This is a genomic window from Flavobacterium sp. XGLA_31 (assembly GCF_051547105.1).
Taxonomy (GTDB): Bacteria; Bacteroidota; Bacteroidia; order Flavobacteriales; family Flavobacteriaceae; genus Flavobacterium.
In genome coordinates, this window is sequence record NZ_JBPTTM010000001.1 from 228,020 (window position 1) to 254,070 (window position 26,051).

At 39.6% G+C, this 26,051-nt stretch carries 23 protein-coding genes and 1 tRNA gene; 16 read left to right on the forward strand and 8 right to left on the reverse strand.

All coding sequences use genetic code 11. From position 1 onward, the window contains the following. Nucleotides 1-63 precede the first annotated feature (63 nt). Nucleotides 64-450: a DUF423 domain-containing protein gene (locus ACSVH6_RS00960; RefSeq protein WP_438074652.1), complete on the reverse strand. Its 387-nt coding sequence runs from the start codon at nucleotides 448-450 to the stop codon at nucleotides 64-66. 127 nt (nucleotides 451-577) lie between these two features. On the opposite strand from ACSVH6_RS00960, the gene ACSVH6_RS00965 reads away from it, so the two are divergent. The 4 genes from ACSVH6_RS00965 (at nucleotide 578) to ACSVH6_RS00980 (ending at nucleotide 3,816) form a co-directional block, all read left to right on the forward strand. After that, the gene (locus ACSVH6_RS00965; RefSeq protein WP_438074654.1) at nucleotides 578-1,339 is read left to right on the forward strand and encodes a DUF3108 domain-containing protein; all 762 of its coding nucleotides are present in this window, start codon (nucleotides 578-580) and stop codon (nucleotides 1,337-1,339) included. Nucleotides 1,340-1,351: 12 nt separating this feature from the next. Beyond that, on the forward strand, nucleotides 1,352-1,675 hold the full coding sequence (locus ACSVH6_RS00970; protein ID WP_438074656.1) for a hypothetical protein: 324 nt from the start codon (nucleotides 1,352-1,354) through the stop codon (nucleotides 1,673-1,675). A 77-nt stretch (nucleotides 1,676-1,752) separates the two neighbouring features. Beyond that, nucleotides 1,753-3,126 (forward strand): saccharopine dehydrogenase family protein, encoded by a 1,374-nt coding sequence (locus ACSVH6_RS00975; protein ID WP_438074658.1) that lies wholly within the window; start codon nucleotides 1,753-1,755, stop codon nucleotides 3,124-3,126. Nucleotides 3,127-3,345: 219 nt separating this feature from the next. Then, nucleotides 3,346-3,816, forward strand: coding sequence for an Lrp/AsnC family transcriptional regulator (locus ACSVH6_RS00980; protein ID WP_438074660.1), 471 nt, complete (start codon nucleotides 3,346-3,348; stop codon nucleotides 3,814-3,816). Here the strand turns inward: ACSVH6_RS00980 and ACSVH6_RS00985 are convergent, their stop codons facing one another. From ACSVH6_RS00985 to ACSVH6_RS00995, 3 genes are all read right to left on the reverse strand, one after another. Beyond that, entirely contained in the window at nucleotides 3,817-4,398 is a 582-nt protein-coding gene (locus ACSVH6_RS00985) for an NUMOD4 domain-containing protein (protein WP_438074662.1), read from the reverse strand. Between the two features lie 163 nt (nucleotides 4,399-4,561). Beyond that, the gene (locus ACSVH6_RS00990; RefSeq protein ID WP_438074664.1) at nucleotides 4,562-5,257 is read right to left on the reverse strand and encodes a zinc metallopeptidase; all 696 of its coding nucleotides are present in this window, start codon (nucleotides 5,255-5,257) and stop codon (nucleotides 4,562-4,564) included. A 422-nt stretch (nucleotides 5,258-5,679) separates the two neighbouring features. After that, a complete protein-coding gene (locus ACSVH6_RS00995; protein WP_438074665.1) occupies nucleotides 5,680-8,727 on the reverse strand; it encodes a leucine--tRNA ligase in 3,048 nt (1,015 codons plus the stop codon). Between the two features lie 162 nt (nucleotides 8,728-8,889). Here ACSVH6_RS00995 and ACSVH6_RS01000 point away from each other — a divergent pair, with 162 nt between their 5' ends. Genes ACSVH6_RS01000 through ACSVH6_RS01020 form a run of 5 tightly spaced genes read left to right on the forward strand, consistent with a single transcriptional unit; the run spans nucleotide 8,890 to nucleotide 12,095 of the window. Further along, a complete protein-coding gene (locus ACSVH6_RS01000) occupies nucleotides 8,890-9,765 on the forward strand; it encodes a cell division protein FtsX (RefSeq protein ID WP_438074667.1) in 876 nt (291 codons plus the stop codon). Nucleotides 9,766-9,804: 39 nt separating this feature from the next. Then, nucleotides 9,805-10,047 carry a DUF3098 domain-containing protein gene (locus ACSVH6_RS01005; protein ID WP_438074669.1) on the forward strand — a complete coding sequence of 81 codons (243 nt, stop codon included), beginning with the start codon at nucleotides 9,805-9,807 and terminating at the stop codon, nucleotides 10,045-10,047. Beyond that, nucleotides 10,047-10,844 carry an undecaprenyl-diphosphate phosphatase gene (locus tag ACSVH6_RS01010; RefSeq protein WP_438074671.1) on the forward strand — a complete coding sequence of 266 codons (798 nt, stop codon included), beginning with the start codon at nucleotides 10,047-10,049 and terminating at the stop codon, nucleotides 10,842-10,844. The genes ACSVH6_RS01005 and ACSVH6_RS01010 overlap by 1 nt, the downstream gene beginning before the upstream one ends. Next, nucleotides 10,844-11,545: a tRNA pseudouridine(55) synthase TruB gene (truB, locus tag ACSVH6_RS01015; RefSeq protein ID WP_438074673.1), complete on the forward strand. Its 702-nt coding sequence runs from the start codon at nucleotides 10,844-10,846 to the stop codon at nucleotides 11,543-11,545. The genes ACSVH6_RS01010 and truB overlap by 1 nt, the downstream gene beginning before the upstream one ends. Continuing rightward, nucleotides 11,535-12,095: a hypothetical protein gene (locus ACSVH6_RS01020; RefSeq protein ID WP_438074674.1), complete on the forward strand. Its 561-nt coding sequence runs from the start codon at nucleotides 11,535-11,537 to the stop codon at nucleotides 12,093-12,095. The genes truB and ACSVH6_RS01020 overlap by 11 nt, the downstream gene beginning before the upstream one ends. Nucleotides 12,096-12,098: 3 nt before the next feature. On the opposite strand, the gene ACSVH6_RS01025 is transcribed toward ACSVH6_RS01020, so the two are convergent. Beyond that, entirely contained in the window at nucleotides 12,099-12,701 is a 603-nt protein-coding gene (locus ACSVH6_RS01025; protein WP_438074676.1) for a thioredoxin family protein, read from the reverse strand. A gap of 135 nt (nucleotides 12,702-12,836) precedes the next feature. Between ACSVH6_RS01025 and pyrH the strand changes: the two genes are divergently transcribed. The 3 genes from pyrH to ACSVH6_RS01040 all read left to right on the forward strand — a co-directional run bounded on the left by pyrH (nucleotide 12,837) and on the right by ACSVH6_RS01040 (nucleotide 16,702). Continuing rightward, complete coding sequence (gene pyrH, locus ACSVH6_RS01030; RefSeq protein WP_438074677.1) at nucleotides 12,837-13,544, forward strand: UMP kinase; 708 nt, start codon at nucleotides 12,837-12,839, stop codon at nucleotides 13,542-13,544. A 25-nt stretch (nucleotides 13,545-13,569) separates the two neighbouring features. Then, nucleotides 13,570-14,130 carry a ribosome recycling factor gene (frr, locus tag ACSVH6_RS01035; protein ID WP_438074679.1) on the forward strand — a complete coding sequence of 187 codons (561 nt, stop codon included), beginning with the start codon at nucleotides 13,570-13,572 and terminating at the stop codon, nucleotides 14,128-14,130. Nucleotides 14,131-14,215: 85 nt separating this feature from the next. After that, complete coding sequence (locus ACSVH6_RS01040; RefSeq protein WP_438074681.1) at nucleotides 14,216-16,702, forward strand: DUF5686 family protein; 2,487 nt, start codon at nucleotides 14,216-14,218, stop codon at nucleotides 16,700-16,702. Nucleotides 16,703-16,731: 29 nt separating this feature from the next. On the opposite strand, the gene ACSVH6_RS01045 is transcribed toward ACSVH6_RS01040, so the two are convergent. Further along, the gene (locus tag ACSVH6_RS01045; RefSeq protein WP_438074683.1) at nucleotides 16,732-19,002 is read right to left on the reverse strand and encodes a cation:proton antiporter; all 2,271 of its coding nucleotides are present in this window, start codon (nucleotides 19,000-19,002) and stop codon (nucleotides 16,732-16,734) included. A gap of 187 nt (nucleotides 19,003-19,189) precedes the next feature. On the opposite strand from ACSVH6_RS01045, the gene ACSVH6_RS01050 reads away from it, so the two are divergent. The 4 genes from ACSVH6_RS01050 to ACSVH6_RS01065 all read left to right on the forward strand — a co-directional run bounded on the left by ACSVH6_RS01050 (nucleotide 19,190) and on the right by ACSVH6_RS01065 (nucleotide 25,244). Then, nucleotides 19,190-21,613, forward strand: coding sequence for an efflux RND transporter permease subunit (locus ACSVH6_RS01050; protein ID WP_438074685.1), 2,424 nt, complete (start codon nucleotides 19,190-19,192; stop codon nucleotides 21,611-21,613). 41 nt (nucleotides 21,614-21,654) lie between these two features. After that, nucleotides 21,655-23,088, forward strand: coding sequence for an asparagine--tRNA ligase (gene asnS, locus ACSVH6_RS01055; protein ID WP_438074687.1), 1,434 nt, complete (start codon nucleotides 21,655-21,657; stop codon nucleotides 23,086-23,088). Between the two features lie 71 nt (nucleotides 23,089-23,159). Next, nucleotides 23,160-24,626 carry an RNA polymerase factor sigma-54 gene (rpoN, locus tag ACSVH6_RS01060; RefSeq protein ID WP_438074689.1) on the forward strand — a complete coding sequence of 489 codons (1,467 nt, stop codon included), beginning with the start codon at nucleotides 23,160-23,162 and terminating at the stop codon, nucleotides 24,624-24,626. Nucleotides 24,627-24,638: 12 nt separating this feature from the next. Continuing rightward, nucleotides 24,639-25,244, forward strand: a complete 606-nt coding sequence (locus ACSVH6_RS01065) for a hypothetical protein (RefSeq protein ID WP_438074691.1) — start codon at nucleotides 24,639-24,641, stop codon at nucleotides 25,242-25,244. Here ACSVH6_RS01065 and ACSVH6_RS01070 read toward each other — a convergent pair. Together ACSVH6_RS01070 and ACSVH6_RS01075 are read right to left on the reverse strand one after the other, a co-directional pair. Further along, a complete protein-coding gene (locus tag ACSVH6_RS01070; protein ID WP_438074693.1) occupies nucleotides 25,239-25,934 on the reverse strand; it encodes a porin family protein in 696 nt (231 codons plus the stop codon). The genes ACSVH6_RS01065 and ACSVH6_RS01070 overlap by 6 nt on opposite strands. 15 nt (nucleotides 25,935-25,949) lie before the next feature. After that, nucleotides 25,950-26,036 (reverse strand) — tRNA-Ser (locus ACSVH6_RS01075). Between the last annotated feature and the right edge of the window lie 15 nt (nucleotides 26,037-26,051).

The following is a 26,051-nucleotide window of genomic DNA, read 5'->3' on the forward strand; positions in this document are numbered from 1 at the left end:
TTTATAAATCAGGCTACAAAGGTAAAAATTAAATTGCAGAAACCGTTTTTTTTGTTGAAAATATTATGCTCTCTTTTTGCCAATTTGCCAAAAGAAAACGCCCCAAGCCGCTATCAGCAAGGCGCCTCCAATTGGAGTTACAATACCGAAAGGTTTAAAATCAAAGCCGGTTAATGTTTTAGTAGCCAGCAAATAGATAGACCCTGAGAAGAAAAATACTCCAAAAACAACCAATCGAAAAATCATTTTTTTGGCTTTTTCATCAAGGAACGAGTTGAGTCCCAAAAACAACAAAAACAATGCATGATACATCTGGTATTTTACGCCCGTTTCAAAGGTGGCAAGTTCCTCGATTGTTAAAACTTTTTTTAAAGCATGAGCCCCGAAAGCTCCCAAAATTATCGCTGTCATTCCGAATAAAGCCGCAGTGCGTAGTATTTTTGTTTCCATTGGTTTAAGTTTAGTATACAAAATCACAAATTTATCCGTTATCTGTTTACGAATAAAGAAATTTCACGTTTCTTTTGGTATTTCAACCGTTTTAAAAATTTTATATTTGCACCTTTATAATTCTATCATGAGAAAGATACTCTTTATCCTTTGTTCAATATTCATTTCCGGTTTATTTACTACTGCAAACAGTCAAACCATAAAATCAGGAGAAAAATTTGTGTTTGCCGGCTCCTATAACATGAGCGGATTAATGACCCAATTGGCTCAGGTAACCATGACCACAGAAACAGTGGCCACTGCCAAAAATTCGTATTTGCATTTGAGCTGTGAATTATCAACCTACAGCAAATGGGATTCGTTTTTCAAAATCAGAGATATTTATGAAACCTATGTAGACCCTGTGAGTCTCAGACCCAGTTTGTACAAAAGAAGCATTGATGAAGGCGGATGGACCAAAAAAGAAAAATACATTTTCAAAAACAACACGGTAAACAGTACCGTTAAAAAAAGAAAGAGACCCGAATCCCAAAAAACCTTTACAATTGGCGGTTCCACTCAGGATGTCATCTCTATGTTTTACAAAGTGAGAACCTTGGATTTCAGTAAATTCAAAGAAGGTCAAACCCAAACATTAATGATTGTTTTTGACGAAAAACAAATCCCGGTGACCATTAAATTCATGGGGAGAGAGACCGTAAGTGCCGGTAATTTGGGCAAAAAAGAATGTTATAAAATTTCTATTGGCGCCAAAACCGATGCTTTGCGCGGGAAAGATAAAAACCTGATTTGGCTGACGGCCGATGCCAAAAAAATTCCGGCTTTATTGAAATTCAGTATTCCTGTAGGTACAGGACAATTGGTACTAACCTCTGCCAGCGGAATTTAATCTGAAAAAATTATGAGAAAACTGTTTTTAATTGCAGCAATTGTCTTTACCGTTTTGGCTTTGATTTTCTCCGTCTTGCCTATGGATACTTTGGCCTTTTTGCCTATCGGATTGGCAATACTGTTTAGCTTATTATTGCTCACAAAATCAGAAGATCGTCAAAAAAGACTGCCAAAAATATTGCTGTTCACAGGCGTTCTTTGCTCAGCCTTTGTTCTTGGAAAAACACTACTAATTAAAGATGAAGTGGCCAAAGACAAACAATTTGAAGAACAAAAAATAGAAAATAATAAAGAAGCCAAAAAAGAACTTGAAGAAATCGAAGGCTTAGAATAAGTCAAAAGCTCATCCGAAACGATGGGCTTTTTGTTTGAATCAAATTCATACATTTGCTACCACCAACAAACAAACGCATGAGAAATATTTTAATCATAGGAGCCGGACGTTCGGCATCTTCCCTGATACAATACCTGTTAAACAAATCCACTCAGGAAAATTTACATCTGACCATAGGCGATTTGTCTTTAGAATTGGCCCAACGCAAAACCAACAATCATCCGAATGCTACCGCTATCGCTTTAGACATAAACAATGTGACACAACGCCAAAGCGAAATTCAAAAAGCGGATATTGTCATCTCTATGTTGCCGGCTCACATGCATATCGAAGTCGCTAAAGACTGTGTGACTTTCAAAAAAAACATGGTCACCGCTTCTTATGTCTCTGATGCCATGCAAAGTCTGGATGCCGATGTAAAAGCCAACGGCTTAATCTTTATGAACGAAATCGGACTCGACCCGGGCATTGACCACATGAGTGCCATGAAAGTGATTCATGAAATTGAAGCCAAAGGCGGTAAAATGATTTTATTTGAATCGTTCTGTGGCGGACTGGTAGCCCCGGAAAGCGATGACAATCTTTGGAATTACAAATTTACCTGGGCACCGCGCAACGTGGTATTGGCCGGACAAGGCGGAGCTGCCAAGTTCATTCAGGAAGGGAAATACAAGTACATCCCATACCACAAATTGTTCCGCAGAACAGAGTTTTTATACGTTGAAGGTTACGGAAAATTTGAAGGATATGCCAATCGCGATTCTTTGAAATACAGAAGTGTTTACGGCTTAGACGATGCGTTGACCGTATACCGCGGCACCATTCGTCGTGTTGGGTTTTCCAAGGCTTGGAACATGTTTGTGCAACTGGGCATGACCGATGACACTTATATTTTAGATGATTCCGAAAATCTGAGCTACCGCGATTTTATCAACCTGTTTCTTCCTTATTCCCCAACCGATTCGGTAGAAATCAAAACCCGTTTGCAATTGGGTATTGAACAGGATGATATTATGTGGGACAAATTGTTAGAACTCGACTTGTTCAACCCAAATAAAAAAGTAGGCCTTAAAAATGCCACACCGGCTCAAATCCTGGAGCGTATCTTAAATGACAGCTGGACCTTACAACCTGATGACAAAGACATGATTGTCATGTACCACAAATTTGGGTATGAAATCAACGGTGAAAAAAAACAAATTGATTCCAAAATGGTGTGCATAGGCGATGACCAAACCTATACGGCTATGGCCAAAACCGTAGGTTTACCGGTAGCCATGGCCACTTTGCAAATCCTGAACGGCAACATCAAAACACCGGGCGTACAATTGCCGATTCGCAAAGAAGTGTACGAACCGATACTGAAAGAACTCGAAGAATTTGGGGTGATTTTCAAAGAAACCGAAATGCCTTATGTAGGTTACAATCCCGATAAATTGATGGGGAATTAACCTAAAAAGCAACAAAAAAAGAAAACCGAAATCTTAACCGATTTCGGTTTTTTTGTTATAAGTTAAAAGTAAATTGTTATTTTTACTTTAAAGATAATAAATATGAAGATAAACCAATTACAAATAGAAATTGATGATTTGAAATTAAAAGGAGCAAGCCCGGTGGGCTTGAGGTATACAAGCTTTAGCTTGTTTTATTGTTCTTAAAAAACTAATTACATGAAAATAAACCAATTACAAATAGAAATTGATGGTATAGACAAAGAAATCCTCCGTGACCTGATGGAAGATGCCCGCAAACCTATCCTTCAGATTGCCAATAAAATCGGCATTTCGGGTGCTGCCATCCACCAACGGTTGCGCAAACTGGAAGAAGCCGGTGTGATTGCCGGCTCTAAATTTGTGATAGACAACAAAGTATTGGGCTACAAAACCATGGCCTTTATCGGTATTTATCTGGATAAAGCTTCCAGCAATTCAGACGCCGTGCGCGAGCTCAAGAAAATTCCTGAGGTGTTGGAATGTCATTACACCACCGGAAACTGGAGCATCCTTATCAAAATCATTTGCCGTGATAACGAACACCTGATGCAGTTGCTCAATAAGAAAATCCAACCCATTGAAGGGGTATCGCGAACCGAAACCTTTATTTCTCTCGAACAACAGTTAGAGCGACAAATCCAGCTTTAATTATACCTTAATATGCCCCCAGTTTTCACCGCGTTTGATACGGTGCACCTGCATTTCGCTGATGCCAAATTGCTTGGCGATCATTTTAATGCGGGTCTTTCTGTCGGGGTTGTTCAGCATTTTCTTCAAACGGATCACACTGGTGGTGGTCAGTTTTCGACCGTCCGCTTTTAAATTGTGTTCTATCAACTTACGCTTGGATTCAATGACATAGGGACTCTTTTTTCGGTGCTCCATCATTTCGTCATAGGTAGCCCATCGGAGGTTTTCTACAGTATCATTGTCGCGGGAGAAATCCAAATGGATTACGTGCTGCTGGTCTTCGGAGGTTTTCGGAATAAAAAACTCGGCTACCAGTTTGTACACAAAAGAGGTTTTGTAAATTCTTTTCCCATTTTCATTAGTTCTTCCGTATCTAAAGGCTTTGTATCCGTCGGATATTGACCCTTTCAATTCATCACCATCGCGAAACTCGTTCGTAAAGCGAATGAGTCTTCCTCTGTTGGAGACGGCGTAACGGAATTTCATAGGAACATCGGTTTCGATTTCCCGAAACACTTCATTGGCATAAAATCGTATCATTATTGTGGTATTTATGATGTTCGAATCTACAAAAAAAAAGGCTAAAACCCCCATTTTAAGAGGGCTTTAACGTCTTATTCACTATATCGCACGAAAAGGTTTACTAAAGCAGTCCTTATCCTTTTCAAACCATAAAAAATCCGCTACAAGAGCGGATTCGTTTTTATCTTCTGTCACCAAAAACCTGAAGTGCCCAATACAAGAGTGAAGCCAAGGCTCCTATAGCGGCCACCACATAAGTGCGGGCAGCCCATTTCAAAGCATCTTCGGCACCGGCATATTCCTGTTGGCTCAACATGTTTTTATTTTTCAGCCAAGCCAACGCTCTATTGCTGGCATCATACTCTACCGGTAAGGTAATAAAACTAAAGGCCGTAGCTACCGCCATCAACACCAACCCAATCACGGCAATGTAAAACCCAAAGCCGATATGAGCCGCGGCCCCTAAGATTAAGCCCCCGAAAATCAACCATTGCGAAAGCGTGGACGACACGTTCACGATGGGCACCAACTGTGAGCGCAATTGCAACATATTGTAGGCCTTAGCGTGCTGCACGGCATGACCGCATTCGTGGGCGGCTACGGCGGCAGCGGCTGCGTTTCGTTGATTGTATACCGCTTCGCTCAGGTTGACCGTTTTGTTCACCGGGTTGTAATGGTCAGTCAACTGCCCTTCAACCGAAATGACTTTGACATCATAAATGCCGTTGTCGTGCAGCATTTGTGTGGCAATTTCGGCACCACTCATCCCGTTGCGCAGGTGAATGTGTGAGTACTCCTCAAATTTGCTCTTTAGTTTGGAACTCACAGCAAAACTTACCAAAGCAATGAGTCCGATGAGTAAATAGTATCCTAACATGATTTTTTGTTTTTGTTTCTTAGGTTGCATCAAATTGTACGCCAAACCTAAAGGAATGACAGCTTGTCATTTGGCACCCAAAACCATTCAGAAAGGGTGTTTTTCAGTCCCGAAGTTCCAAATCAATCGGTAGTTGATTGAACTGCACCGTCAGTTGATTCAAAATGATATTACTATGCTCAAACATAGCATTACGAAGATAGAATTAAGCATTACGAAGACCATTCTTAGGACTCAGAAGATTAAACTACACGCTCCGAAGCCTAATTGACATTGACGGAAGCCGCATCTAAATGGTCAATCGATTCACTTGAATCGATTACGGCTTTGAAAACCCATTTTGGTGCGTTGCGGAGGGGCAGAAAATAAAAAATCCCAAACTCTTTTGAAGTTTGGGATTGTTGTTATTCCTATTGAATTGTTTATCCTACCAGGTTAATCACTTTGCCCGGTACGATAATCACTTTATTCGGTGTTCTACCGTCTAATTGCTTGATGGTGCGTTCGTCGGCCAATACAATTTCCTGTATTTGGGCTACGGTTAAATCCAAAGGCAATTTGATGGTGAAACGCATTTTACCGTTAAACGAAACCGGATATTCTTTTTCCGATTCGACTAAGTATTTTTCTTCACAGATAGGGAAAGCCACGGTTGCAATAGACCCTTCGTGTCCCAATTGTGCCCAAAGTTCCTCGGCAATATGCGGAGCATAAGGCGAAATCACTACGGCTAACGGTTCCAAAATTTTTCGGTGGCTGCATTTCATTGAAGCCAATTCGTTCACACAAATCATAAACTGTGACACCGACGTATTGAACGAGAAATTCTCGATATCCTCGGTTACTTTTTTGATGGTTTTGTGGAGCGTTTTATACATGTCGGCCGTAGGCTCGTCATTGGTCACGATTAGCCCGTTGTCGTCAAAATACAGTCGCCATAACTTTTTCAAAAAGCCCGACACTCCGGTAATTCCGGCGGTATTCCATGGTTTGGCCTGCTCTAACGGCCCCAAGAACATTTCGTATAAACGCAACGTATCCGCTCCGTAATCGTTACAAATGTCATCCGGGTTCACCACGTTGTATTTCGATTTCGACATTTTCTCAACTTCGCGACCTACAATGTATTTGCCGTTTTCCAAAATGAATTCGGCATCCTTATAATCCGAATACAACGGATGGTTTTTGAACGCTTCGATATCCAACTCGTTAGTGATGTCGTTGATTACAGATAAATCAACGTGTAAAGGAGTAATCGCTAAACCAAACCCTCTTGATATATCACCAAATCCATCTCTATTAAAAATACCCATGTAATCCTCCTGCTCTGAAATTTTTTCAGAAATAATTTTAACGTATGGATTATCAGATTCTTGATGTTTTTCTACATATGTTCCTAATTTATCAAAAAACGATTTTGGAACAAATATTCTCTTGAATTCACTTAAGGTTGGCAATTCTTTTTTCTTCATTCCTTCAGGAGCATCACCCCAAGCCGACCATACATAATTCCATTCAACTCTATACACAAACGCACTCATCCCGAGAATCATTCCCTGGTTAATCAGTTTTTTGAACGGCTCTTCGGTTGGGGCATAGCCTCTATCTTTTAGGAATTTGTTCCAAAAACGCGAGTACAACAAGTGCCCGGTCGCGTGCTCGCTTCCGCCTATGTATAAATCTACGTTTTCCCAGTATTTCAAAGCATCGGCTGAGGCAAATTCGCCGTCATTGTGTGCATCCATATAACGCATCCAATACCAAGAGCTTCCGGCCCAACCCGGCATGGTGTTCAACTCTAACGGGAATACCGTTTCGTGATCAATCAAATCATTGCTTACTACTTGATTAGCATGAGTATCCCAAGCCCATTCAGTGGCGTTGCCCAATGGCGGTTGCCCGTCTTCGGTCGGTAAATATTTCTCTACTTCCGGCAATACAATAGGCAAATGTTCTGCGGCAATCATCTGCGGCAAACCGTTGACGTAATATACCGGGAACGGTTCCCCCCAATAGCGTTGACGGGAGAATACGGCATCGCGCAGGCGGTAATTGGTTTTGCCTTTCCCGTGATGAATCTTTTCTAATGCTTCTATGATTTTTTGAGTTGCTTCTTTATAGCCCAATCCGTTTAGGAAATCAGAATTCACTAATTCAAAACCGTCTTTGGCGGCAAAAGCTTCCTTCGAAATATCCTGATTGAAAATGTTTTTGATTTCAGGCATGCCGTTTTGTCCTTTGAAATGATTGGCAAAAGCATAATCACGCTCGTCACCGCACGGTACGGCCATCACGGCTCCGGTTCCGTAACCGGCTAACACGTAATCGCCAATCCAAACCGGAATAAGGTCATGCGTAAATGGATGTTTAGCGTAGGCTCCGGTAAATACTCCGGATATGGTTTTGACATCCGCCATACGTTCTCTTTCCGAACGTTTTGCCGTAGCTTCCACATAGGCTTCAACGGCAGCTTTCTGTTCGGGAGTAGTGATTTGCGAAACCAGTTCGTGCTCCGGAGCTAAGGTCATGAACGTAACACCGAATATGGTATCAGGACGGGTGGTAAAAACCGAAATGCGATCGCCGGAATCCTTCAGATTAAAATCTACTGACGCGCCGACTGATTTCCCAATCCAGTTGCGTTGTGATTCTTTGATGGATTCGCTCCAGTCGATGGTTTCCAAGCCTTGCAACAAACGCTCAGCATAGGCGGAAATACGCATGGACCATTGGGTCATTTTTTTGCGAATCACCGGATGCCCGCCGCGTTCAGAAACACCGTTGACGATTTCGTCATTGGCCAACACGGTTCCTAATGCCGGACACCAGTTGACTTCGGTTTCGGCCAAATAGGTTAAACGGTATTGTAGCAATACCTGTTGTTTCTTTTCTTCGGAATACGAATTCCAATCGGACGGGAAAAAGATTTCAGTATTCTCATCGCACACTGCGTGAACGGTGGCATTACCGGCTTTTTCAAAAATGGTGATGAGTTCCGAAATATCTTCGGCTTTATCTGTAGCCAGATTGTACCAGGAATTGAACAGTTGGATAAAAATCCACTGGGTGTGTTTGTAATAATCAGGATTAGAGGTACGCACTTCACGACTCCAATCAAACGAGAACCCAATCTTGTCTAACTGTTCGCGGTAACGGGCAATGTTTTCGCGGGTGGTTTTCTCGGGGTGCTGCCCCGTTTGGATAGCATACTGCTCGGCAGGCAAGCCAAACGAATCGTAGCCTTGCGGATGCAACACGTTAAATCCTTTGTGACGTTTGAAACGCGCCACGATATCAGAAGCAATGTAGCCCAGCGGATGCCCTACGTGCAAGCCCGCTCCCGAAGGGTAAGGAAACATGTCGAGGACATAATATTTGGGTTTGTCAGAATGATTGCTGGCGGCAAAGGTTTGGTTTTCTGCCCAATACTGTTGCCATTTGGCTTCGATTTGTTCGTGGAAATACTTCATTATTCAGTTACAAAATGGCAAAGTCGCCGGGTAGCAAAGTTGCTCGTGTTTATAAAATTTAAGCGGCAAATTTACGTTTATTATAATAAAGTTAAAAGTTTGTACGTTATAAAGAAGAAAAACAATTTTCTTTATTATTTTTACCACATCAAAACCAGATTTATGTCGTCATCATTTGAAAAGTTTCAGAAACGCAGAGTTATTACCTCCTATTTTTCGGTAGTGTTGAGTATCTTTTTAGTGTTGTTTTTATTGGGGATATTGGGGCTTTTTGTCATCAATTCCAAACGATTATCGGACAATTTTAAAGAAGAGATTGTGATGACCGTGTTCTTTAAAAATGAAGCGACAGATTCGGTGACGACCGCCTTTAACAGCGAGTTGAAAACAGCCAAATTTGCCAAATCTTTTGAATATGTTTCCAAAGAAAAGGCGGCTGCGCAACACAAAAAAGTGATTGGAGAGGATTTCATGCAGTTTTTGGGCGTGAATCCGCTGCAAAACTCGTTTGACATCCACCTGAAAGCGGATTATGTAAATAATACAGAGATTGCCAAAATTGAAAACCGCCTGCGCAAAAACGAGATGATTGCGGACATCGTATACGACAAGCAATTGGTCACTTTGGTGAATGACAACATCAAAAACATCAGTATGTGGATTTTGATTGTGAGTTGTGTGTTTGCCTTTATTTCGGTATTGCTGATCAACAGTTCGCTTCGCTTATCCATTTACTCCAACCGTTTCATCATTAAAACCATGCAAATGGTGGGTGCCACCAAATCATTCATCAGAAAACCGTTTATCAAAACGAATGTAATACTGGGTTTTGTGGGTGCGGTATTGGCCATTTTGGCCTTGATGGGTGTACTGATTTATGTGCAGACTAATTTCCCGAATTTGAATATCATGGCAGACCAATTGGCAATAGGTGCCGTACTTTTAGGAGTTTTGGTATTGGGAATTGTGATTACCCTAATCAGCACTTACTTTGCTACCCAACGCTTTTTGAATTTGAGAACCGATGATTTGTATTAGGAGAGAGAATAGACAATAGACGAATAGACAATAGATACTATGAAAAATAACGAGCAAAAACCTGATTTTCTTTTTGAAAAGGTAAATTATAAATTCCTGTTTATCGGCATCGCCGTAATTGCCTTGGGATTTATTTTAATGAGTGGCGGTGGCAGTGATGATCCGAAGGTTTTTAATGAAGATGTTTTCAGCTTCCGCAGAATACGCTTGGCTCCGACGGTTGTGTTGATTGGTTTCGGGATTACCATTTATTCTATTTTCAAAAAATCTAAATCAGAATAATGGATTATATTCAAGCCATAGTATTGGCTATTATTGAAGGCATTACCGAGTTTTTGCCTATTTCTTCCACGGGGCATATGATTATCGCCTCTTCCTTTTTCGGGATTGCTCATGATGATTTCACCAAACTGTTTACCGTAGTAATTCAGCTCGGCGCTATCCTTTCGGTAGTGGTTTTATACTTCAAACGCTTTTTTCAGACGCTGGATTTTTATTTTAAATTGTTAGTAGCTTTTATCCCGGCAGTGGTTTTTGGGTTGTTATTCAGCAAAAAGATTGATGCTTTGTTAGAGAATCCGATAACGGTGGCCGTTTCCTTATTGTTGGGCGGTATTATTTTACTGAAAGTAGATGATTGGTTTACCGATAAAGAAGAAACACAGGAAACTGAAAAAATAAGTTATCCAACCGCTTTTAAAATAGGTTTGTTTCAATGTTTAGCGATGATTCCCGGAGTTTCCAGAAGTGGCGCAAGTATCATTGGCGGCATGTCACAAAAACTATCCCGCACTACAGCTGCTGAGTTTTCGTTTTTCTTAGCTGTGCCAACCATGTTAGGTGCCACGGTTAAAAAATGTTATGATTACTACAAAGACGGTTTTGTATTGTCGCACGACCAAATCAACTTTTTGATTGTGGGCAATGTCGTGGCTTTTATCGTAGCCATGTTGGCCATCAAATCGTTTATTGGCTACTTGTCCAAACACGGATTTAAACTCTTTGGGTATTACCGAATTGTGGCCGGATTGGCGATATTGCTGATTCATTACTTTGTGCTGACCTTAACCACAATCTAATGACTGCCGAAGCGATTTTAGAAGGGCAAGTCCTTTTGATTGACAAACCGCTGACCTGGTCTTCGTTTCAGGCGGTGAATAAGCTGAAGTATGTTTTAAAACGAAAATACGACCTTCCCAAAAAATTTAAAATTGGTCATGCCGGTACTTTAGACCCGCTGGCAACCGGCTTACTGATTGTTTGTACCGGAAAATTTACCAAAAAAATTAACGAGATTCAGGGACAGGCCAAAGAATATACCGGAACCATTACCGTAGGAGCCACTACTCCATCCTATGATATGGAAACGGAAGTGGATGCTACTTTTCCAACCGAACATATTACTGCTGAGTTAATTCAGGAAACGGTTAAACACTTTTTGGGAGAAATTGACCAAAAACCACCGGTGTTTTCCGCCATCAAAAAAGACGGGGTCCGTTTGTATGAACATGCCCGTGCCGGTGCCGAAATTGAAATTAAATCGCGAAAAACGACGATTCATGAATTTGAAATCACTAAATTTGAGTTGCCCGAAATCGAATTCCGTGTCGTTTGCAGCAAAGGCACTTACATCCGTTCGTTAGCTTTTGATTTTGGAAAAGCACTGCACTCCGGCGCCTACTTATCTGTTTTACGAAGAACGAAAATTGGAGATTATTCGGTAGCCGATGCCATTTCTCCGGAAGCTTTTGAAAAAAGCCTCAATCAAAATGAAAGCTAAACTTGTCGCTATAGCATTATTTCTTTATCACTTAGGATTTTCCCAAGAGATTCACAATTCAGACGACATCAACACAAAGAGCTCAAAATACACTTATGTTAAGATTGATTTTTCCGTACCCATTCGGGCCAATCAATACGCAGGCGAAATCGACCCTTATTCCGGTGAAAAAGAGCCTTGGTTTTTACCGGACGGTATGAGTGGCCGCGTTGGTTTTGGTTTTAAACCGAACGATTGGTTGGGAATTGGGGCTAACGTAGGTATGGATTGGAAAGGCAACGAATGTTTGGTGGTAACACCGGTTTTCGGTTCAGTAAAAATCAGTCCAAAAATCAATCAGGACCTTCGTGTTTTTGTTGAACCCGGATTGGGAAGAGCTTTTGCTATAGGAAGTGGCCAATTGTCCGGTTATTTCAAAAAAATAAGTGTCGGAATAGGAGATGGTAAAGACCATTTCGGCTTATACCTGGAGCTTTGTCAGTATGGTTTCAGCAAAAACTTTGATGAAAAAATAGGCAGTTTCAGTCTTGGTATTACTTTTACCCTTTAGTACTTATTCCATTCGCATCATTACCTCCATAATTTCATTTTGGGTCGATACCCCTTTATCATGCAAATACCAAAGTTGTAACTCGGTTTTGGCCGTTTCGTCAACTAAGCCATGCTTTGCTTTATAATCCAAAATCAATTGCTTGGCTCCTTGTGGTCTAGGCCCAAAATCACCCAAAACCTCCAAAGTGTTTTTATCTAAAACGATAAGCTTCGGAATAGATTGGGTTCCATTGGTCAAAAACTGATTCATCAGCTCCGGATTCTCATCACGGAAGACAATTTTCAAATCAATTTTTGGAGAAACTTCGGCCATTTTATGAATCACAGGAACCAACTGAGCGGCATCACCGCACCAGCCTTCAGATAAGACCAACCAAATATATTCTCTTTTTAACTGAAGTAGTTTTTGACTGTTTTCCTCAGTAATTCTGATTGTCTTATCCAAACGGTTCATTCGGACTTCATTTAATTCGGAATAATGGGTCAGGGCTTCTGACTGCTCGTTGCCGCTTGACTTTCCTTCTTTCAACAATGAACTGACAATGTTTCTGTATTCGGAATAAGAGTGACTTTTGGCTATACTTTTTTCAATTACGGTCTGCATAAATTCAATTTTGATGAGGCAAAGCTACAAAACCACATCGTAAAGAAAAGTGACAAATGTTACCTAATATTCTTTTTTATCGAATAGGTTACAAAAACAGAATATGTTTATATTTGCACCCAAACAAACCAACACATGAAATACAAAAGAATCCTTCTGAAACTGAGCGGTGAAGCACTGATGGGCGAAAGGCAATACGGAATAGATCCGAAAATCTTAGCCGAATATGCCGAAGAAATCAAGCAAATTCACGACAAAGGCGTTGAAATTGCCATTGTTATCGGAGGAGGAAATATTTTCAGAGGAGTAGCCGGAGCCAGTAACGGAATGGATCGCGTACAAGGAGACTATATGGGAATGCTGGCCACCGTAATCAACGGGATGGCACTTCAGGGTGCTTTAGAAGACAAGGGCATGCTGACTCGCTTGCAAACTGCTTTAAAAATTGAAGCCATAGCCGAGCCTTATATTAAAAGAAGAGCGGTACGTCATTTGGAAAAAGGAAGAATCGTAATCTTTGGGGCAGGGACCGGTAATCCTTATTTCACCACTGATACCGCTGCTGTATTACGAGGTGTAGAAGTGAATGCTGATGTGATTTTGAAAGGAACCCGTGTTGATGGTATTTATGATTCTGACCCGGAGAAAAATGCCAACGCCGTTAAATTTGATTCTATTACCTTTGACGACGTTCTGAAAAGAGGGTTGAATGTAATGGATACAACCGCTTTCACCTTAAGTCAGGAAAATGAATTACCGATTGTGGTTTTTGATATGAATAAAAAAGGGAATCTGATAAAAATTTGTGAAGGCGAAAATATCGGAACCGTAGTTAAAATATAGTTTACTATTCTGAAACAGTAAAAAAATGGAAGAAATTGAATTTATTTTAGACAGTACAAAAGAATCGATGGCCGGTTCTATTGCGCATTTAGAAAAAGAATTTTTAAACATCCGTGCCGGCAAAGCATCTCCCCAAATGTTGGGTGGCGTTTTTGTAGACTATTACGGCTCACAAACACCTTTATCTCAAGTAGCCAATATTAATGTACCGGATGCCCGTACCATTACTATCACGCCATGGGAAAAAAGCATGCTGCACCCTATTGAAAAAGCCATTATGATTGCCAACTTAGGTTTTAACCCAATGAACAATGGTGATAACATTATCATCAATGTTCCGGTACTAACCGAAGAAAGACGTCGTGACTTGGTAAAACAAGCCAAAGCGGAAGCGGAAGATGCCAAAATTGGAATTCGCAATGCACGTAAAGATGCCAATACAGAAATCAAGAAATTAGAAAAAGACGGAACTTCAGAAGACATTTGTAAATCTGCTGAAGATGACGTACAAAAACTAACAGACTCGTTTATTAAAAAAATAGATGAGCACTTGGCTATAAAAGAAGCCGAGATTATGAAAGTGTAACTTTGTTAATTCGATATTAAAATCCGCTTCTCGCGGATTTTTTTATTGTTACTTTTGCAGTAGCTTTTGTGCCAAACTCTTTCTAATGAAGCAACTATTTGTATTGTTTTTGTTTTTTCCGCTGTGGCTTCAGGCACAATTTCAGCTTCACGGTGTTGTTAAAGATTCCGAAACTCAAAAACCCCTTTCCTTTGCAACCATTACAACCGAAAAAGGATTTTCAACCATTTCGGATGTAGATGGTAAATTCAGTTTGTCTTTAATTGCAGAACCTGAAGCTTTGATTGTTTCCTATGTCGGTTATGCAACCCAAACGATTTCACTATTTGAAAACAAATCCTTCTTTACCATTTATTTGTCTCCAAAAACAAATGCTTTGCAGGAAGTCATCGTCTCAGGTGAAAATCCGGCGAATGCTATTATTGAGGAAGTAATCCGAAAAAAAAACACCAACAATCCCCAAAAGCAACTGAAAAGTTTTCAGTTCAAATCCTATAACAAATTGTTGGTTTCTGCTAATCCTGATTCTATTGCAGGAAAAATTGATACCCTTTTTGTGGATGCTGTTACCAAAGACAAAATTATCAAAATAGATTCCTCTGATTACAAATTCAAGAAAATCATTGACAAACAACATCTGTTCTTAACTGAAAAAGTCTCCCGTTTTCAATACGAGAAACCTATTCTGAAAGAAACCATACTCGGCACTAAAATGGCGGGATTTAAAGAACCTATTTATGAGCTTTTAGGTTTTGGGCTGCAATCGTTTTCGATATATGATCCCAAATATGAACTTTTTGAAACCAAGTATAAAAGCCCCATTTCCAATGCAGCACTCCAAGAATATCGTTATAAAATTCTGGACACCACAGCTATTGACAAACGGGACGTCTTTGTCATTTATTTCAAAAACAAAATCAGTTCAAAAGGGCTGGAAGGCTTGTTGTATATTGACCGGGAAAACTTTGCAGTGGCTAAAGCCATCATGCGTATTCGTGGTGTTTTAGACATAACCGGCATTCATGAATTCCGCTATTTACCCAAAGAAAGCATATGGTTTCCGATTCGGAAAAACTTCAAAATCGTGAAAGGAAAAAGCAAAGAACCTACCGCTATTTTGGGAGGCAGAATTGAATTTGCCGCTGAAGATGACGACAGTAATTCTCAAAAAAACGCTTCCGATTTCACTTATTTGGCTTCAGAAATGCATGTTTTTGATTTGGAAATCAACCCGGATTTAAAAATCAAAAAGTCATCGATAGCCATTGACGTTAAAGAAAGTGCCATTGACCAAGACGACGCTTTTTGGAAACAAAATCGTATCGACAGTCTCGACATCAGAAGCCAGCGGACCTATTTTGTTTTGGATAGTGTGGTAGCCAAACAAAAAATTGAAAAGAAAATCAGATTTGGTCGAAAAATTATCAATGGTTATGTGCCCTTCGGGCCGTTTGATTTTGACTTGCGCTATTTGCTGAGTTACAATAATTTTGAAGGATTTCGTTTTGGAATAGGCAGTATTACGAACGAACAGTTTTCCCGAAAATTTCGTTTGGAAGGTTACACCGCTTATGGATTAAAAGACGAAACCATAAAATATAATGGAGGTGCGGCATTTCGTATCGGAAACTTTTCCAACACTTGGATTGGAGGTTCTTACACCGATGATGTTCGTGAAATTGCAAGTATTAATTTTGCCACTGACAAACGCGTTTTTAAACTCTATGACCCGAGACCGATTAACATCAGTACGTTTTACAATCACAAAACCTGGCGCGGTTACATTGAAACCAAAATTATTCCGAAAACCGAAAGCATTTGGCAGCTGACGCATAGCGAAGTCCTTCCGTTGTTTAATTATACTTTTGATTACAACGGCAGGTTATATCATGATTATTCGATAACAACAGCCATGTTTTCGATACAGTGGAATCCCTTCAGTGATTTTATGCAAACTCCTAACGGAAAGATTGAATTTGAAAAAAGATTTCCAAAATTCAGTTTTCAATTCACCAAATCACTGCCTCATTTTTTGAATAATGATTTTGATTTCGGGAAGCTAGATGCTCGGGTTGAATATGAAAAAAAATACCTGAATGGACAGAAATCAGAAGTTTTATTACAAGCCGGATACGTTTTTGGTGCTTTGCCCCTCACTCATTTGTATAACACCTCTCCAAATAATCTGACCAAAGATAACATTCTGCAACGTATAACGATAGCGGGCAAAAACAGTTTTGAAACCATGTATTTCAATGAGTTTTTTTCAAGCGAATACATCATGTTACAATTTAAACACGGTTCGCGGCGCGTGGAATTATTTCCCAAGGTAAAACCATCACTTGTTTTGGTAACCCGCATGGTTTGGGGAAATCTTAAAAATCAGGAAAGACACATTGGTGTTGATTACAAAACCTTGAATCAGGGGTTTTTTGAATCAGGCATCGAACTGAATCAAATTTATAAAGGATTCGGACTTACAGGATTTTACCGATATGGCCCGAACCAATTACCAAGATTTGAAGATAATTTGGCTATAAAACTTAGCTTTGTGTTTGATTTTGGTTTTTAATCCTCTTTCCTGTTTCCTCAGAAACAGTCTTATGGTTTAATAATCAATACTGAAGGGATGTCAGTCAGCCAAGACACCTCATCATCCACCAGTTTTTTCCAGGTTTCTAAACTAAAAATCATCAAGTCCTGTTTTTCCAAAAGAGGCTTGTTCAGCTTTTCCGGATTCAAAACTTCTATTTTATCCGGGTGCTTTTGTTCCAAGGCTGACAAGGCATTTTCAACAATAAAATTATTTTTGGTTTGCCCGTTATTCTCCAAAACCGTTACTTTCGCATCATTGTTATAAATGAGTTTTTGTGCGTAATCGATTAGAAAAACATCTCCTATAGCGTAAAGACCGACACAAACGTTATTGACTTGATGTAAATCTTTGTCAATCAAGATGCCCAGTGGTGTTTTGGTTTTAGAGATAATCAGTCGGGTTCTGTCATCAAAAGGAGAGTTTTCAAACAAGCCTTCTTTGCCTTTGAACTTGTCCAACAATCTGTCCGGGTTGATAATTCTTGAAGTGAAACCAAGCACTTTGCCCAAAATTGTTCCTTCAAAAATAGATTTACCAAGCCCCACCAATACAAAATCGTACTTTCCTTCCAAAGCAATATCGGCTATGTCTGTTTCCATATCACCTGTCGCTTTGAAAATGGTAGTGATTTCCTGATTCAGTTTTTTGGATTCTTTGACAATGGGTTCAAAAGTTTCTTTTTCGTATTCTTCCAAATTATAGGCGTGCATTTCATCACTGTTTGAGAGGTGCATAGCCGTTACATTGGCGGTATCTGTTTGTCGTTTTACCAAACTGTTTGCCAAACGCAATAAAGATTTTCCCTTTTCGTTATTCCCAAAAGAAATCAAAATTTTAAAATCAGAATTCTTCTTCACTTCCGATGGAATGATAATGTCTTTGGTTTTAAAAATAAAGTTGATAATGTCTAAAGCCGGTCCGGTCATGAACGTAGTAACCAACGCCATAATCACCATCATGGTAAAGACTTTTGGCGAAAGCACTCCCAGTTCATATCCGATATTCAACACTACCAATTCCATCAAGCCGCGGGTGTTCATCAATGCACCAATGGTCAAACTTTCACGCCAATTTTGTCCGACAAATTTGGCCGCCAAAGCACTTCCAAAGAATTTTCCGGTTACGGCAACAGCAATGATGCAGCCGGTTATCTTCCACAAATAGGGCTCATTAATCAACCCTATTTCGGTTCGCAATCCGGTGAAAACAAAGAACAGCGGAAGCAATAAAATCACTGAAACATCTTCTACTTTTTCAATAAAAATATTTCTGAATTTAGAAATATCGGGCATGATGGCTCCCATCATAAAAGCGCCAAAAAGGGCGTGAATTCCAATAACCTCAGTTAAGTAAGAAGAAACTATAAGGGTCAGTATAAAAATAGCAACCACTGATTTTTTGATGTTATCTCTTTTTCCATACAACTCTCCCACACGCTTCAAAAAAGGCTTTACCACAAAGAGCATTGTCAATACATACACCACTGCTAACGCAATAACATACAAAGAACTGACAAAACTACCGGCTTTGACTATGGCAATAACCACGGCCAAAATACACCAGGCCGTAATATCATCTGCAGCAGCACAAGTTATAACAATGGTTCCTAAGCGGGTTTTATGAATCCCGCGTTCTTGTACAATTCGGGCCAAAACAGGAAAAGCAGTAATACTCATCGCGATTCCCATGAACAAGCTGAATGACAAAAATTCCACCCCTGCCGGCGCAAACTGATGATAGATAAAATAAGACAATCCAATTCCTAAAGCAAACGGGATTACTATACTGGCATGACTGATAACTACAGCTTCATTTGCTTTATTTTTAAGCACTTTCAGGTCGAGCTCCATTCCAATAACAAACATGAAAAGGATTAATCCTACCTGACTCAACAGCTGCAAATTACCCAAAGAATCAACCGGAAAAAGAGCATCTTTTAAATCCGGAAAATAAAGTCCGAACAAAGATGGCCCTAACACAATCCCGGCAATAATTTCACCGATAACTGTGGGTTGGCCAATTTTTCTGAAAATCCAGCCAAAGATGCGGGCCACTAAAACAATAGTGATAATTTGAAAAAGCAATAAAGCCAACGGATGTTGCAAATTATGGAACATCGAAGCTAAAAACTGGGTCCATTGACTATCACTAGAGGATGGAGAAATGATTTTTCTACCAACTTCCAACAATCTTCCCTGCTCTACTATCCAGTACATTAAGGCTGTAAAACCACCGGTTACGACTAAATAAAATAGAGTGTTCTTTAAGTTTCTCATCCGAATTCAATTGTACTGTTTGCCTACAAAGATGCTAAAAAGCAACGTATTTTTTTGTATTTTTTTTGGCCGTTAACAATAATTTAATTTAAGGTCTTAATGACGTGTTAAATTAAGTAAATCTTTCTCAAATTCACGTCCATTTCTGTGGGTTTTAATTACCTTTGCAACCGTTTTTAAATTTAGAATGAAAAAGAAATTAACAGCAGGATTTTGGGAATTTATCGCCGGAATTATTCTGAGAAACAGAATAACCATCAGCGTTGGAATTGTCTTATTAACCCTATTTCTGGCCTTGCAATGGAAAAACGTCGGCATGACTTACAATGAAGCCAACTTATTACCCAAAAACCACAAAGCTAACAAAGATTATACCCAGTTCTTAAACACCTTTGGTGAGGAAGGAAACCTGATTGTCATCGGCATCAAAGACAATACTTTTTTCACTCCAAAAGCCTATAAAGCTTGGAATGAGATGATGTCCTCATTAAAGTCACACAAAGAAGTAGAGTTGGTTGTTTCTCTTAATGATTTAAAAAAATTACAGAAAAACGACTCGCTGGAGCGTTTTGAATTAGTCCCTTTGGTGGACCAAAAGAAAACGGTTAGTCAAGCTTACTTGACCGAAATCAAGCGCCAGCTTTTTAACGATCTGCCATTTTATGAGGGGTTGCTTTTCAACAAAAAAACAGGAAGTATCCGTTCGGCCATATACATCAATAAAAAAGTCGTAAATTCTCCGGTACGCAAAGAATTTATCCTGAATGTGATTGTTCCTGCCGTAGAAAAATTTGAAAAAGAGACTCACATTGACCTGAAAGTTTCGGGCATGCCTTACATTCGTACCATCAATACCGAAAACATGAAGGGCGAGATTGGGCTGTTCATTGGTGCGGCTTTGTTTATCACTTCATTAATTTTCTTCCTCTTTTTCCGCTCGCATCGTGCTACTTTCATCTCAATATGTATTTTAATTGTAGGCGTAATGTGGTCCTTCGGAACCTTGGGACTGTTTCACTATAAAATTACCATATTAACCGCCATTATTCCTCCGTTAATCATCGTTATCGGTATTACAAACTGTATTTTCCTTATCAACAAATACCAACAGGAAATCAAAACTCACCGCAACCAGGCTAAGGCTTTACAACGCGTGATTTCCAAAATCGGGGTATCAACCCTAATGACCAATTTGACCACGGCCATAGGCTTTGCCACTTTCATGATTACCGGAAATGACTTGCTCTATGAATTTGGACTGGTTACTTCGATTAATGTTATTACTGTGTACCTTTTGACTTTGATGGTCGTCCCGATAGTGTACAGTTTTATGCCGCTGCCCAAAGAGAAGCACCTGAACCACTTGAGCAAAAATTATCTTTCGGCCATTTTAAACTCGGTGGAAAATTTAGTTCGAAACAAGCGTAATTTGATTTACACCATTTACGGTTTGCTATTGGTTTTCAGTATTATCGGAGTTTCTCAAATGAAAGTTTCGGGTAGTCTGATTGGCGAAATGCCGAAAAGCGCCTCCTTCTTTAAAGACATTGTTTTCTTTGAAAAAGAATTCAATGGTGTAATGCCGTTGGAAATTATGATTAATACCAAACGCAAAAAAGGGGTAATGAAAGCCTCTACCTTGCGCAAAATGGATGAATTACAACAAACCATTGACAGCATCCCCGAGCTTTCCAAACCAGTTTCAATTGTAAATTTGGTCAAATATTCAAAGCAAGCGTTCTACAACGGCAACCCTGAATATTATGATTTACCCAATTCTCAGGAACAGGCTTTTATTCTGTCGTATGCCAAAAATGCGACAAAAGGTTCCAAGGACAATTTGATGAAAAGCTACGTGGATAAAACGGGACAATATGCTCGTATTACGACTTTTATGAAAGACATTGGCACCGAAGAAATGGCTAAAATAGAGCAAAAACTACACACCCGAATTGCTGCCATTTTCCCGAGTGACCGTTATGAAGTGACCCTTACCGGAAAAGCTTTAGTGTTTCAAAAAGGAACTACTTATTTAGTGGGTAATCTCGTGGAATCTTTGATATTTGCCATACTGCTTATCGCAGGATTAATGGCCTATATGTTCCGCTCGTGGAAAATGATTTTTGCATCAGTGGTAACGAACATTCTTCCGCTTTGCATTACTTCAGGATTAATGGGCTACTTTGGCATTCCGTTGAAACCTTCCACTATTTTAGTGTTCAGTATCGCATTTGGGATTTCGGTAGATAACGCCATTCAGTTTATGGCCAAATACCGTCATGACCTCATTCAAAACGGCGGCAAAATCAAGAAAGCAGTAATCAGCGCCCTTCATGAAACCGGCGTCAGCACCTTTTATACTTCCGTAGTACTCATTTTTGGTTTTGCGATATTTACGTTATCCAGCTTTGGCGGAACAATAGCGCTTGGCGGATTGATTTCGGTGACACTGACTTTTGCCATGTTTGCCAACTTGGTGGTACTCCCGGCCTTAGTTTTGACTACCGAAAAATGGAGCGGTAAAAAAGAAATGTCGGAACTCGAAGAACCCAGCATCAATATTTACAGAGATAACAACGAGGAGGACGAAAATGAAGGTGGAGAAAAATAGTCCGTTTTCAATTATATTTGCATCAGAAAAACGATTTAAAAATGAAACATTCAAAAGTTAAAGACTTACTAAACAGTGATCAAACGAATTATGAGGTAACCGTAAAAGGTTGGGTAAGAACTTTTAGAAACAATCAATTCATCGCATTGAACGACGGTTCAACCATCAATAACTTACAGTGTGTTGTCGATTTTGAAAACACATCGGAGGAAACTTTGAAAAGAATCACAACCGGAGCTGCTCTTTCGCTTACAGGAAAATTAGTTGAAAGCCAAGGCGCCGGACAGAAATATGAAATTCAGGTGTCACAATTTGAAATTTTAGGTGATTGTGATGCGGAAAAATTTCCAATGCAACCTAAGAAGCATTCTTTGGAATTCCTTAGAGAAAATGCCCATTTACGTGTACGTACCAATGCATTTGGCGCTATTATGCGTGTGCGTTCGGTATTGGCTTTTGCAGTACATCAATATTTTCAGGAAAAAGGTTTTGTATATGTAAATACTCCGGTCATTACCGGTGCCGATGCCGAAGGAGCCGGAGAAATGTTTCAGGTAACATCTTTGCCTTTAGACAATTTACCCCGAACAGAAGAGGGCAATATTGATTACAAAAAAGATTTCTTCGGAAAACACACCAATCTAACTGTTTCAGGACAGTTGGAAGGCGAAACTTTTGCAATGGCTTTAGGTCAAATTTATACTTTCGGACCAACATTCCGCGCAGAAAACTCAAACACTTCGCGCCACTTGGCTGAATTTTGGATGATTGAACCCGAAGTGGCTTTCAATGACCTGAATGACAATATGGATTTGGCAGAGGATTTCATCCAATATGTAATCCGATATACTATGGATAAGTGTCAGGATGACTTAAAGTTTTTAGAAAGCCGTCTGATGGAAGAAGAAAAATCAAAACCACAAGCGGAACGCAGCGAAATGTCATTATTGGAAAAATTGAACTTCGTTTTAGAAAACAATTTTAAACGCGTTTCTTATACTGAAGCCATCGATATTTTAAGAGACTCAACTCCAAACAAAAAGAAAAAATTCCAATACATTATCAACGAATGGGGTGCTGATTTGCAATCAGAGCACGAACGTTATTTGGTAGAAAAACACTTTAAATGTCCTGTTATTTTATTCGATTATCCGGCCAACATCAAAGCTTTTTATATGCGTTTGAATGAAGACGGGAAAACCGTTCGCGCCATGGACATTTTGTTCCCGGGCATTGGTGAAATCGTAGGAGGTTCACAAAGAGAAGAGCGTTATGATGTTTTGGTTGAAAAAATGAAAGTTCTGGGAATAGATGAAGAAGAATTATGGTGGTACCTAGACACCCGTCGTTTTGGTTCTGCAGTTCATTCCGGTTTCGGATTAGGATTTGAAAGACTGGTACTTTTCGTAACGGGTATGACCAATATCCGCGACGTGATTCCATTCCCGAGAACTCCGCAAAATGCAGAATTTTAAACATTTTTTTGTGGGTTTGTCAATTTGTCCATTCAATTCATCGGGAAAATAAATAACCAGAGAATCGTATAATGTTAAAGCAATTTCTCAATCTTAAATTATCTCAAAAGCTATCTCCTCAGCAAATTCAGCTGATGAAGTTGATTCAGTTACCTACACAGGCATTTGAACAACGTCTGAAAGAAGAGTTGATAGAGAATCCTGCTTTGGAAAACGGGAAAGAAGAGGAAGAGTTGTATCAAAAGGACGAGTTTGACAATAATGATGAATACAACGAGTTTGATGATAATGAGAGCATCGGAGCTGAGGAAATCAACATTGATGAATACCTGAGTGACGATGAAACGCCCGATTACAAACTACAGACAAACAATTACAACGAAGATGACGACGACCGCGAGACTCCTTTTGCTGAGCCGGTAAGTTTTCATCAGGATTTGGTTAATCAATTGAACACCTTTATACTGTCTGACGAACAAAGGGACATTGCTGAATTTTTGGTAGGAAGCATTGATGATGACGGCTATTTGCGAAGAAGTATTCCTGACATAGTGGATGACATGGCATTTACCCAAGGCATCTATACCGATGAAAAGACTGTAGAAAAAATTCTGCATGTCATTCACGATTTAGAACCTTCAGGAGTGGGTGCCCGCGATTTACAGGAGTGTTTGCTATTACAATTAAAACACAAAACGCCTACGGAGTATATCGAATTAGCGATTGACATTATAGAAAATCAATTTGAGGCCTTCACCAAAAAACATTACGAAAAGCTATTACTGAGATACGAAATAACCCAAGAGCGACTGAAAAAAGCCATCGAGGAAATCGAAAAGCTTAATCCGAAACCGGGTGGCACTTTTGACAGTAGCAACCGTGTGGTAGAACAAGTTGTTCCTGACTTTACCATTCGGATAGTGGAAGGTGAATTAGAGCTGACTTTAAACGGAAGGAATGCTCCTACCCTGCATATTTCAAAAGATTATCAGGAAATGTTACAAACCTATAAGGACTCACGCGATAAATCGCATTCACAAAAAGATGCCGTACAGTTTATCAAACAAAAGCTGGATTCAGCCAAATGGTTTATTGATGCCATTCGGCAGCGTCAGGAAACCTTGTTTGTAACTATGAATGCTATCATGCATTTTCAACAGGAATACTTCCTTGACGGAGAAGAAACCAAGTTGAAACCGATGATTTTAAAAGACATTGCCGATATGATAGGACTCGACATCTCAACGGTTTCCCGTGTGGCCAACAGCAAATATGTGGAAACGCCTTATGGCACAAAGCTGATTAAAGAATTCTTCTCTGAAGCAATGAAAAACGATCAAGGTGAGGATGTTTCTACTTTGGAAATCAAAAAAATCTTGAAAACAGTTGTGGAGGAAGAAGATAAATCCAAACCGCTTCCCGACGATCAATTGGCTGAGATTTTAAAAGAAAAAGGATATCCCATTGCCCGAAGAACCATTGCCAAATACCGTGAACTGCTTGACATTCCTGTAGCCCGGATGAGAAAGAAGATCTAAACACTAAGCGCCTTGAAAAAAATCCTTCCTTTTTTTTCTTATCTTTTTCATCCTATTTTCATCCCGTTACTAGGCACTCTTTTTTATGTGTTGCTGGACGCCACTTATTTTACCCCACAGCAGTATTTGATATTGTTTTTACAAATTATCATTATTACCTTTTTGTTGCCGATAGCGTTTTTCTATCTTTTAAGAACCTTTGGCAAAATAGACAATGTGATGCTCTCGGATATTTCCCATCGTAAAATCCCGTTGTTATTACATATTATGTTGTTGTCGGTTTTGATTCAAAAAAGCATCACTATAGACCGGTTTCCAGCTTTGTATTTCTTTTTTCTCGGAGGGCTGTTCAGTGCCTTGTTTGCATTTCTTTTGTTGTATGCCAAAATCAAAGCCAGCATTCATATGATAGGGATGAGTGCACTAACTGCTTTTATTATTGGGTTGAGTTTGAAAAGTCAAATTAACACGGTAAACCTTGTGGCTTTTTTTATCATTATGAACGGCTTAGTGGCTTCCTCGAGATTAATAATGAAAGCACATACTCATAAAGAGCTTCTTATTGGTTATGCCTGCGGATTGATACCACAACTGATATTACTGCCTCTTTGGCTATAAAATATAAAACATCAGTCCAAAATTGGCTGTATTCATGTCGATAGATTGTCCATCAATTTTTGCCGAAGATTTGAACAACGGATTCAATCCGTAATACGCATAAATATTCCAAGTATTCCAGCCGGTTGCTAAATAAATCCCGTAGTGAAAATCATTTAAATCACGGAGGTTACTTTGCTTTAGTGTTCCTTCTGAAGAAACCAACTTATACTGATTGTAAACCACATAACTGAACTTCAAGCCGGTGTAAACGCGCCAAAACTTATGGCTTTCCGGTGTGGAGTTACGCCACCTGAATTCGACAGGAAGATCGATACAATGCAACGATAATTTATTTTTAGAATACGTAATATTCTCTGAATTGAGGATTTGATAGGTTGGTTCACCATTCACATCAATTATCCCCATATTCTGATTGTAAATTGATAAAGAATATCCCAAACCGGCCGCAATAGAAAAAGTTCTCTTTTTATTCAACGGCATATCGCGCAAAAAACCTGTGGTAAGTCCCGTAGAAAATTTATTTTGTCTCAGCCCAGAGGGGCCACGCTGTAAGATATTATAAGAAACTGAAAAATAGAATTGGTCTTCGCGGTATAAGGAATCCGGTGCGTCAAAATCGGTTTCAACGTTTTGAGCCGTAAGCGTTAACGTTATGAAAAAAGCGAGTATTGACAAACCGTTTCGCATACTACTATTTTTTTGCAGAGAGGATGGGATTCGAACCCACGATGCAGTTACCCACATACAAACTTTCCAGGCTTGCTCCTTCAACCACTCGGACACCTCTCTTTTTGGTGTTGCAAA

Coding starts and splice junctions, on each gene's coding strand:
- ACSVH6_RS00980 (WP_438074660.1), top strand. CDS start 3,346: ATGAAAATAAACCAATTACAAATAGAAATTGATGGTATAGACAAAGAA.
- ACSVH6_RS01010 (WP_438074671.1), top strand. CDS start 10,047: ATGGATTATATTCAAGCCATAGTATTGGCTATTATTGAAGGCATTACC.
- frr (WP_438074679.1), top strand. CDS start 13,570: ATGGAAGAAATTGAATTTATTTTAGACAGTACAAAAGAATCGATGGCC.
- ACSVH6_RS00990 (WP_438074664.1), bottom strand. CDS start 5,257: ATGTTAGGATACTATTTACTCATCGGACTCATTGCTTTGGTAAGTTTT.
- ACSVH6_RS01025 (WP_438074676.1), bottom strand. CDS start 12,701: ATGCAGACCGTAATTGAAAAAAGTATAGCCAAAAGTCACTCTTATTCC.
- ACSVH6_RS01050 (WP_438074685.1), top strand. CDS start 19,190: ATGAAAAAGAAATTAACAGCAGGATTTTGGGAATTTATCGCCGGAATT.
- ACSVH6_RS01020 (WP_438074674.1), top strand. CDS start 11,535: ATGAAAGCTAAACTTGTCGCTATAGCATTATTTCTTTATCACTTAGGA.
- asnS (WP_438074687.1), top strand. CDS start 21,655: ATGAAACATTCAAAAGTTAAAGACTTACTAAACAGTGATCAAACGAAT.
- ACSVH6_RS01005 (WP_438074669.1), top strand. CDS start 9,805: ATGAAAAATAACGAGCAAAAACCTGATTTTCTTTTTGAAAAGGTAAAT.
- truB (WP_438074673.1), top strand. CDS start 10,844: ATGACTGCCGAAGCGATTTTAGAAGGGCAAGTCCTTTTGATTGACAAA.
- ACSVH6_RS01040 (WP_438074681.1), top strand. CDS start 14,216: ATGAAGCAACTATTTGTATTGTTTTTGTTTTTTCCGCTGTGGCTTCAG.
- ACSVH6_RS00960 (WP_438074652.1), bottom strand. CDS start 450: ATGGAAACAAAAATACTACGCACTGCGGCTTTATTCGGAATGACAGCG.
- ACSVH6_RS01045 (WP_438074683.1), bottom strand. CDS start 19,002: ATGAGAAACTTAAAGAACACTCTATTTTATTTAGTCGTAACCGGTGGT.
- ACSVH6_RS01000 (WP_438074667.1), top strand. CDS start 8,890: ATGTCGTCATCATTTGAAAAGTTTCAGAAACGCAGAGTTATTACCTCC.
- rpoN (WP_438074689.1), top strand. CDS start 23,160: ATGTTAAAGCAATTTCTCAATCTTAAATTATCTCAAAAGCTATCTCCT.
- ACSVH6_RS00985 (WP_438074662.1), bottom strand. CDS start 4,398: ATGATACGATTTTATGCCAATGAAGTGTTTCGGGAAATCGAAACCGAT.
- ACSVH6_RS01070 (WP_438074693.1), bottom strand. CDS start 25,934: ATGCGAAACGGTTTGTCAATACTCGCTTTTTTCATAACGTTAACGCTT.
- pyrH (WP_438074677.1), top strand. CDS start 12,837: ATGAAATACAAAAGAATCCTTCTGAAACTGAGCGGTGAAGCACTGATG.
- ACSVH6_RS00975 (WP_438074658.1), top strand. CDS start 1,753: ATGAGAAATATTTTAATCATAGGAGCCGGACGTTCGGCATCTTCCCTG.
- ACSVH6_RS00970 (WP_438074656.1), top strand. CDS start 1,352: ATGAGAAAACTGTTTTTAATTGCAGCAATTGTCTTTACCGTTTTGGCT.
- ACSVH6_RS00995 (WP_438074665.1), bottom strand. CDS start 8,727: ATGAAGTATTTCCACGAACAAATCGAAGCCAAATGGCAACAGTATTGG.
- ACSVH6_RS00965 (WP_438074654.1), top strand. CDS start 578: ATGAGAAAGATACTCTTTATCCTTTGTTCAATATTCATTTCCGGTTTA.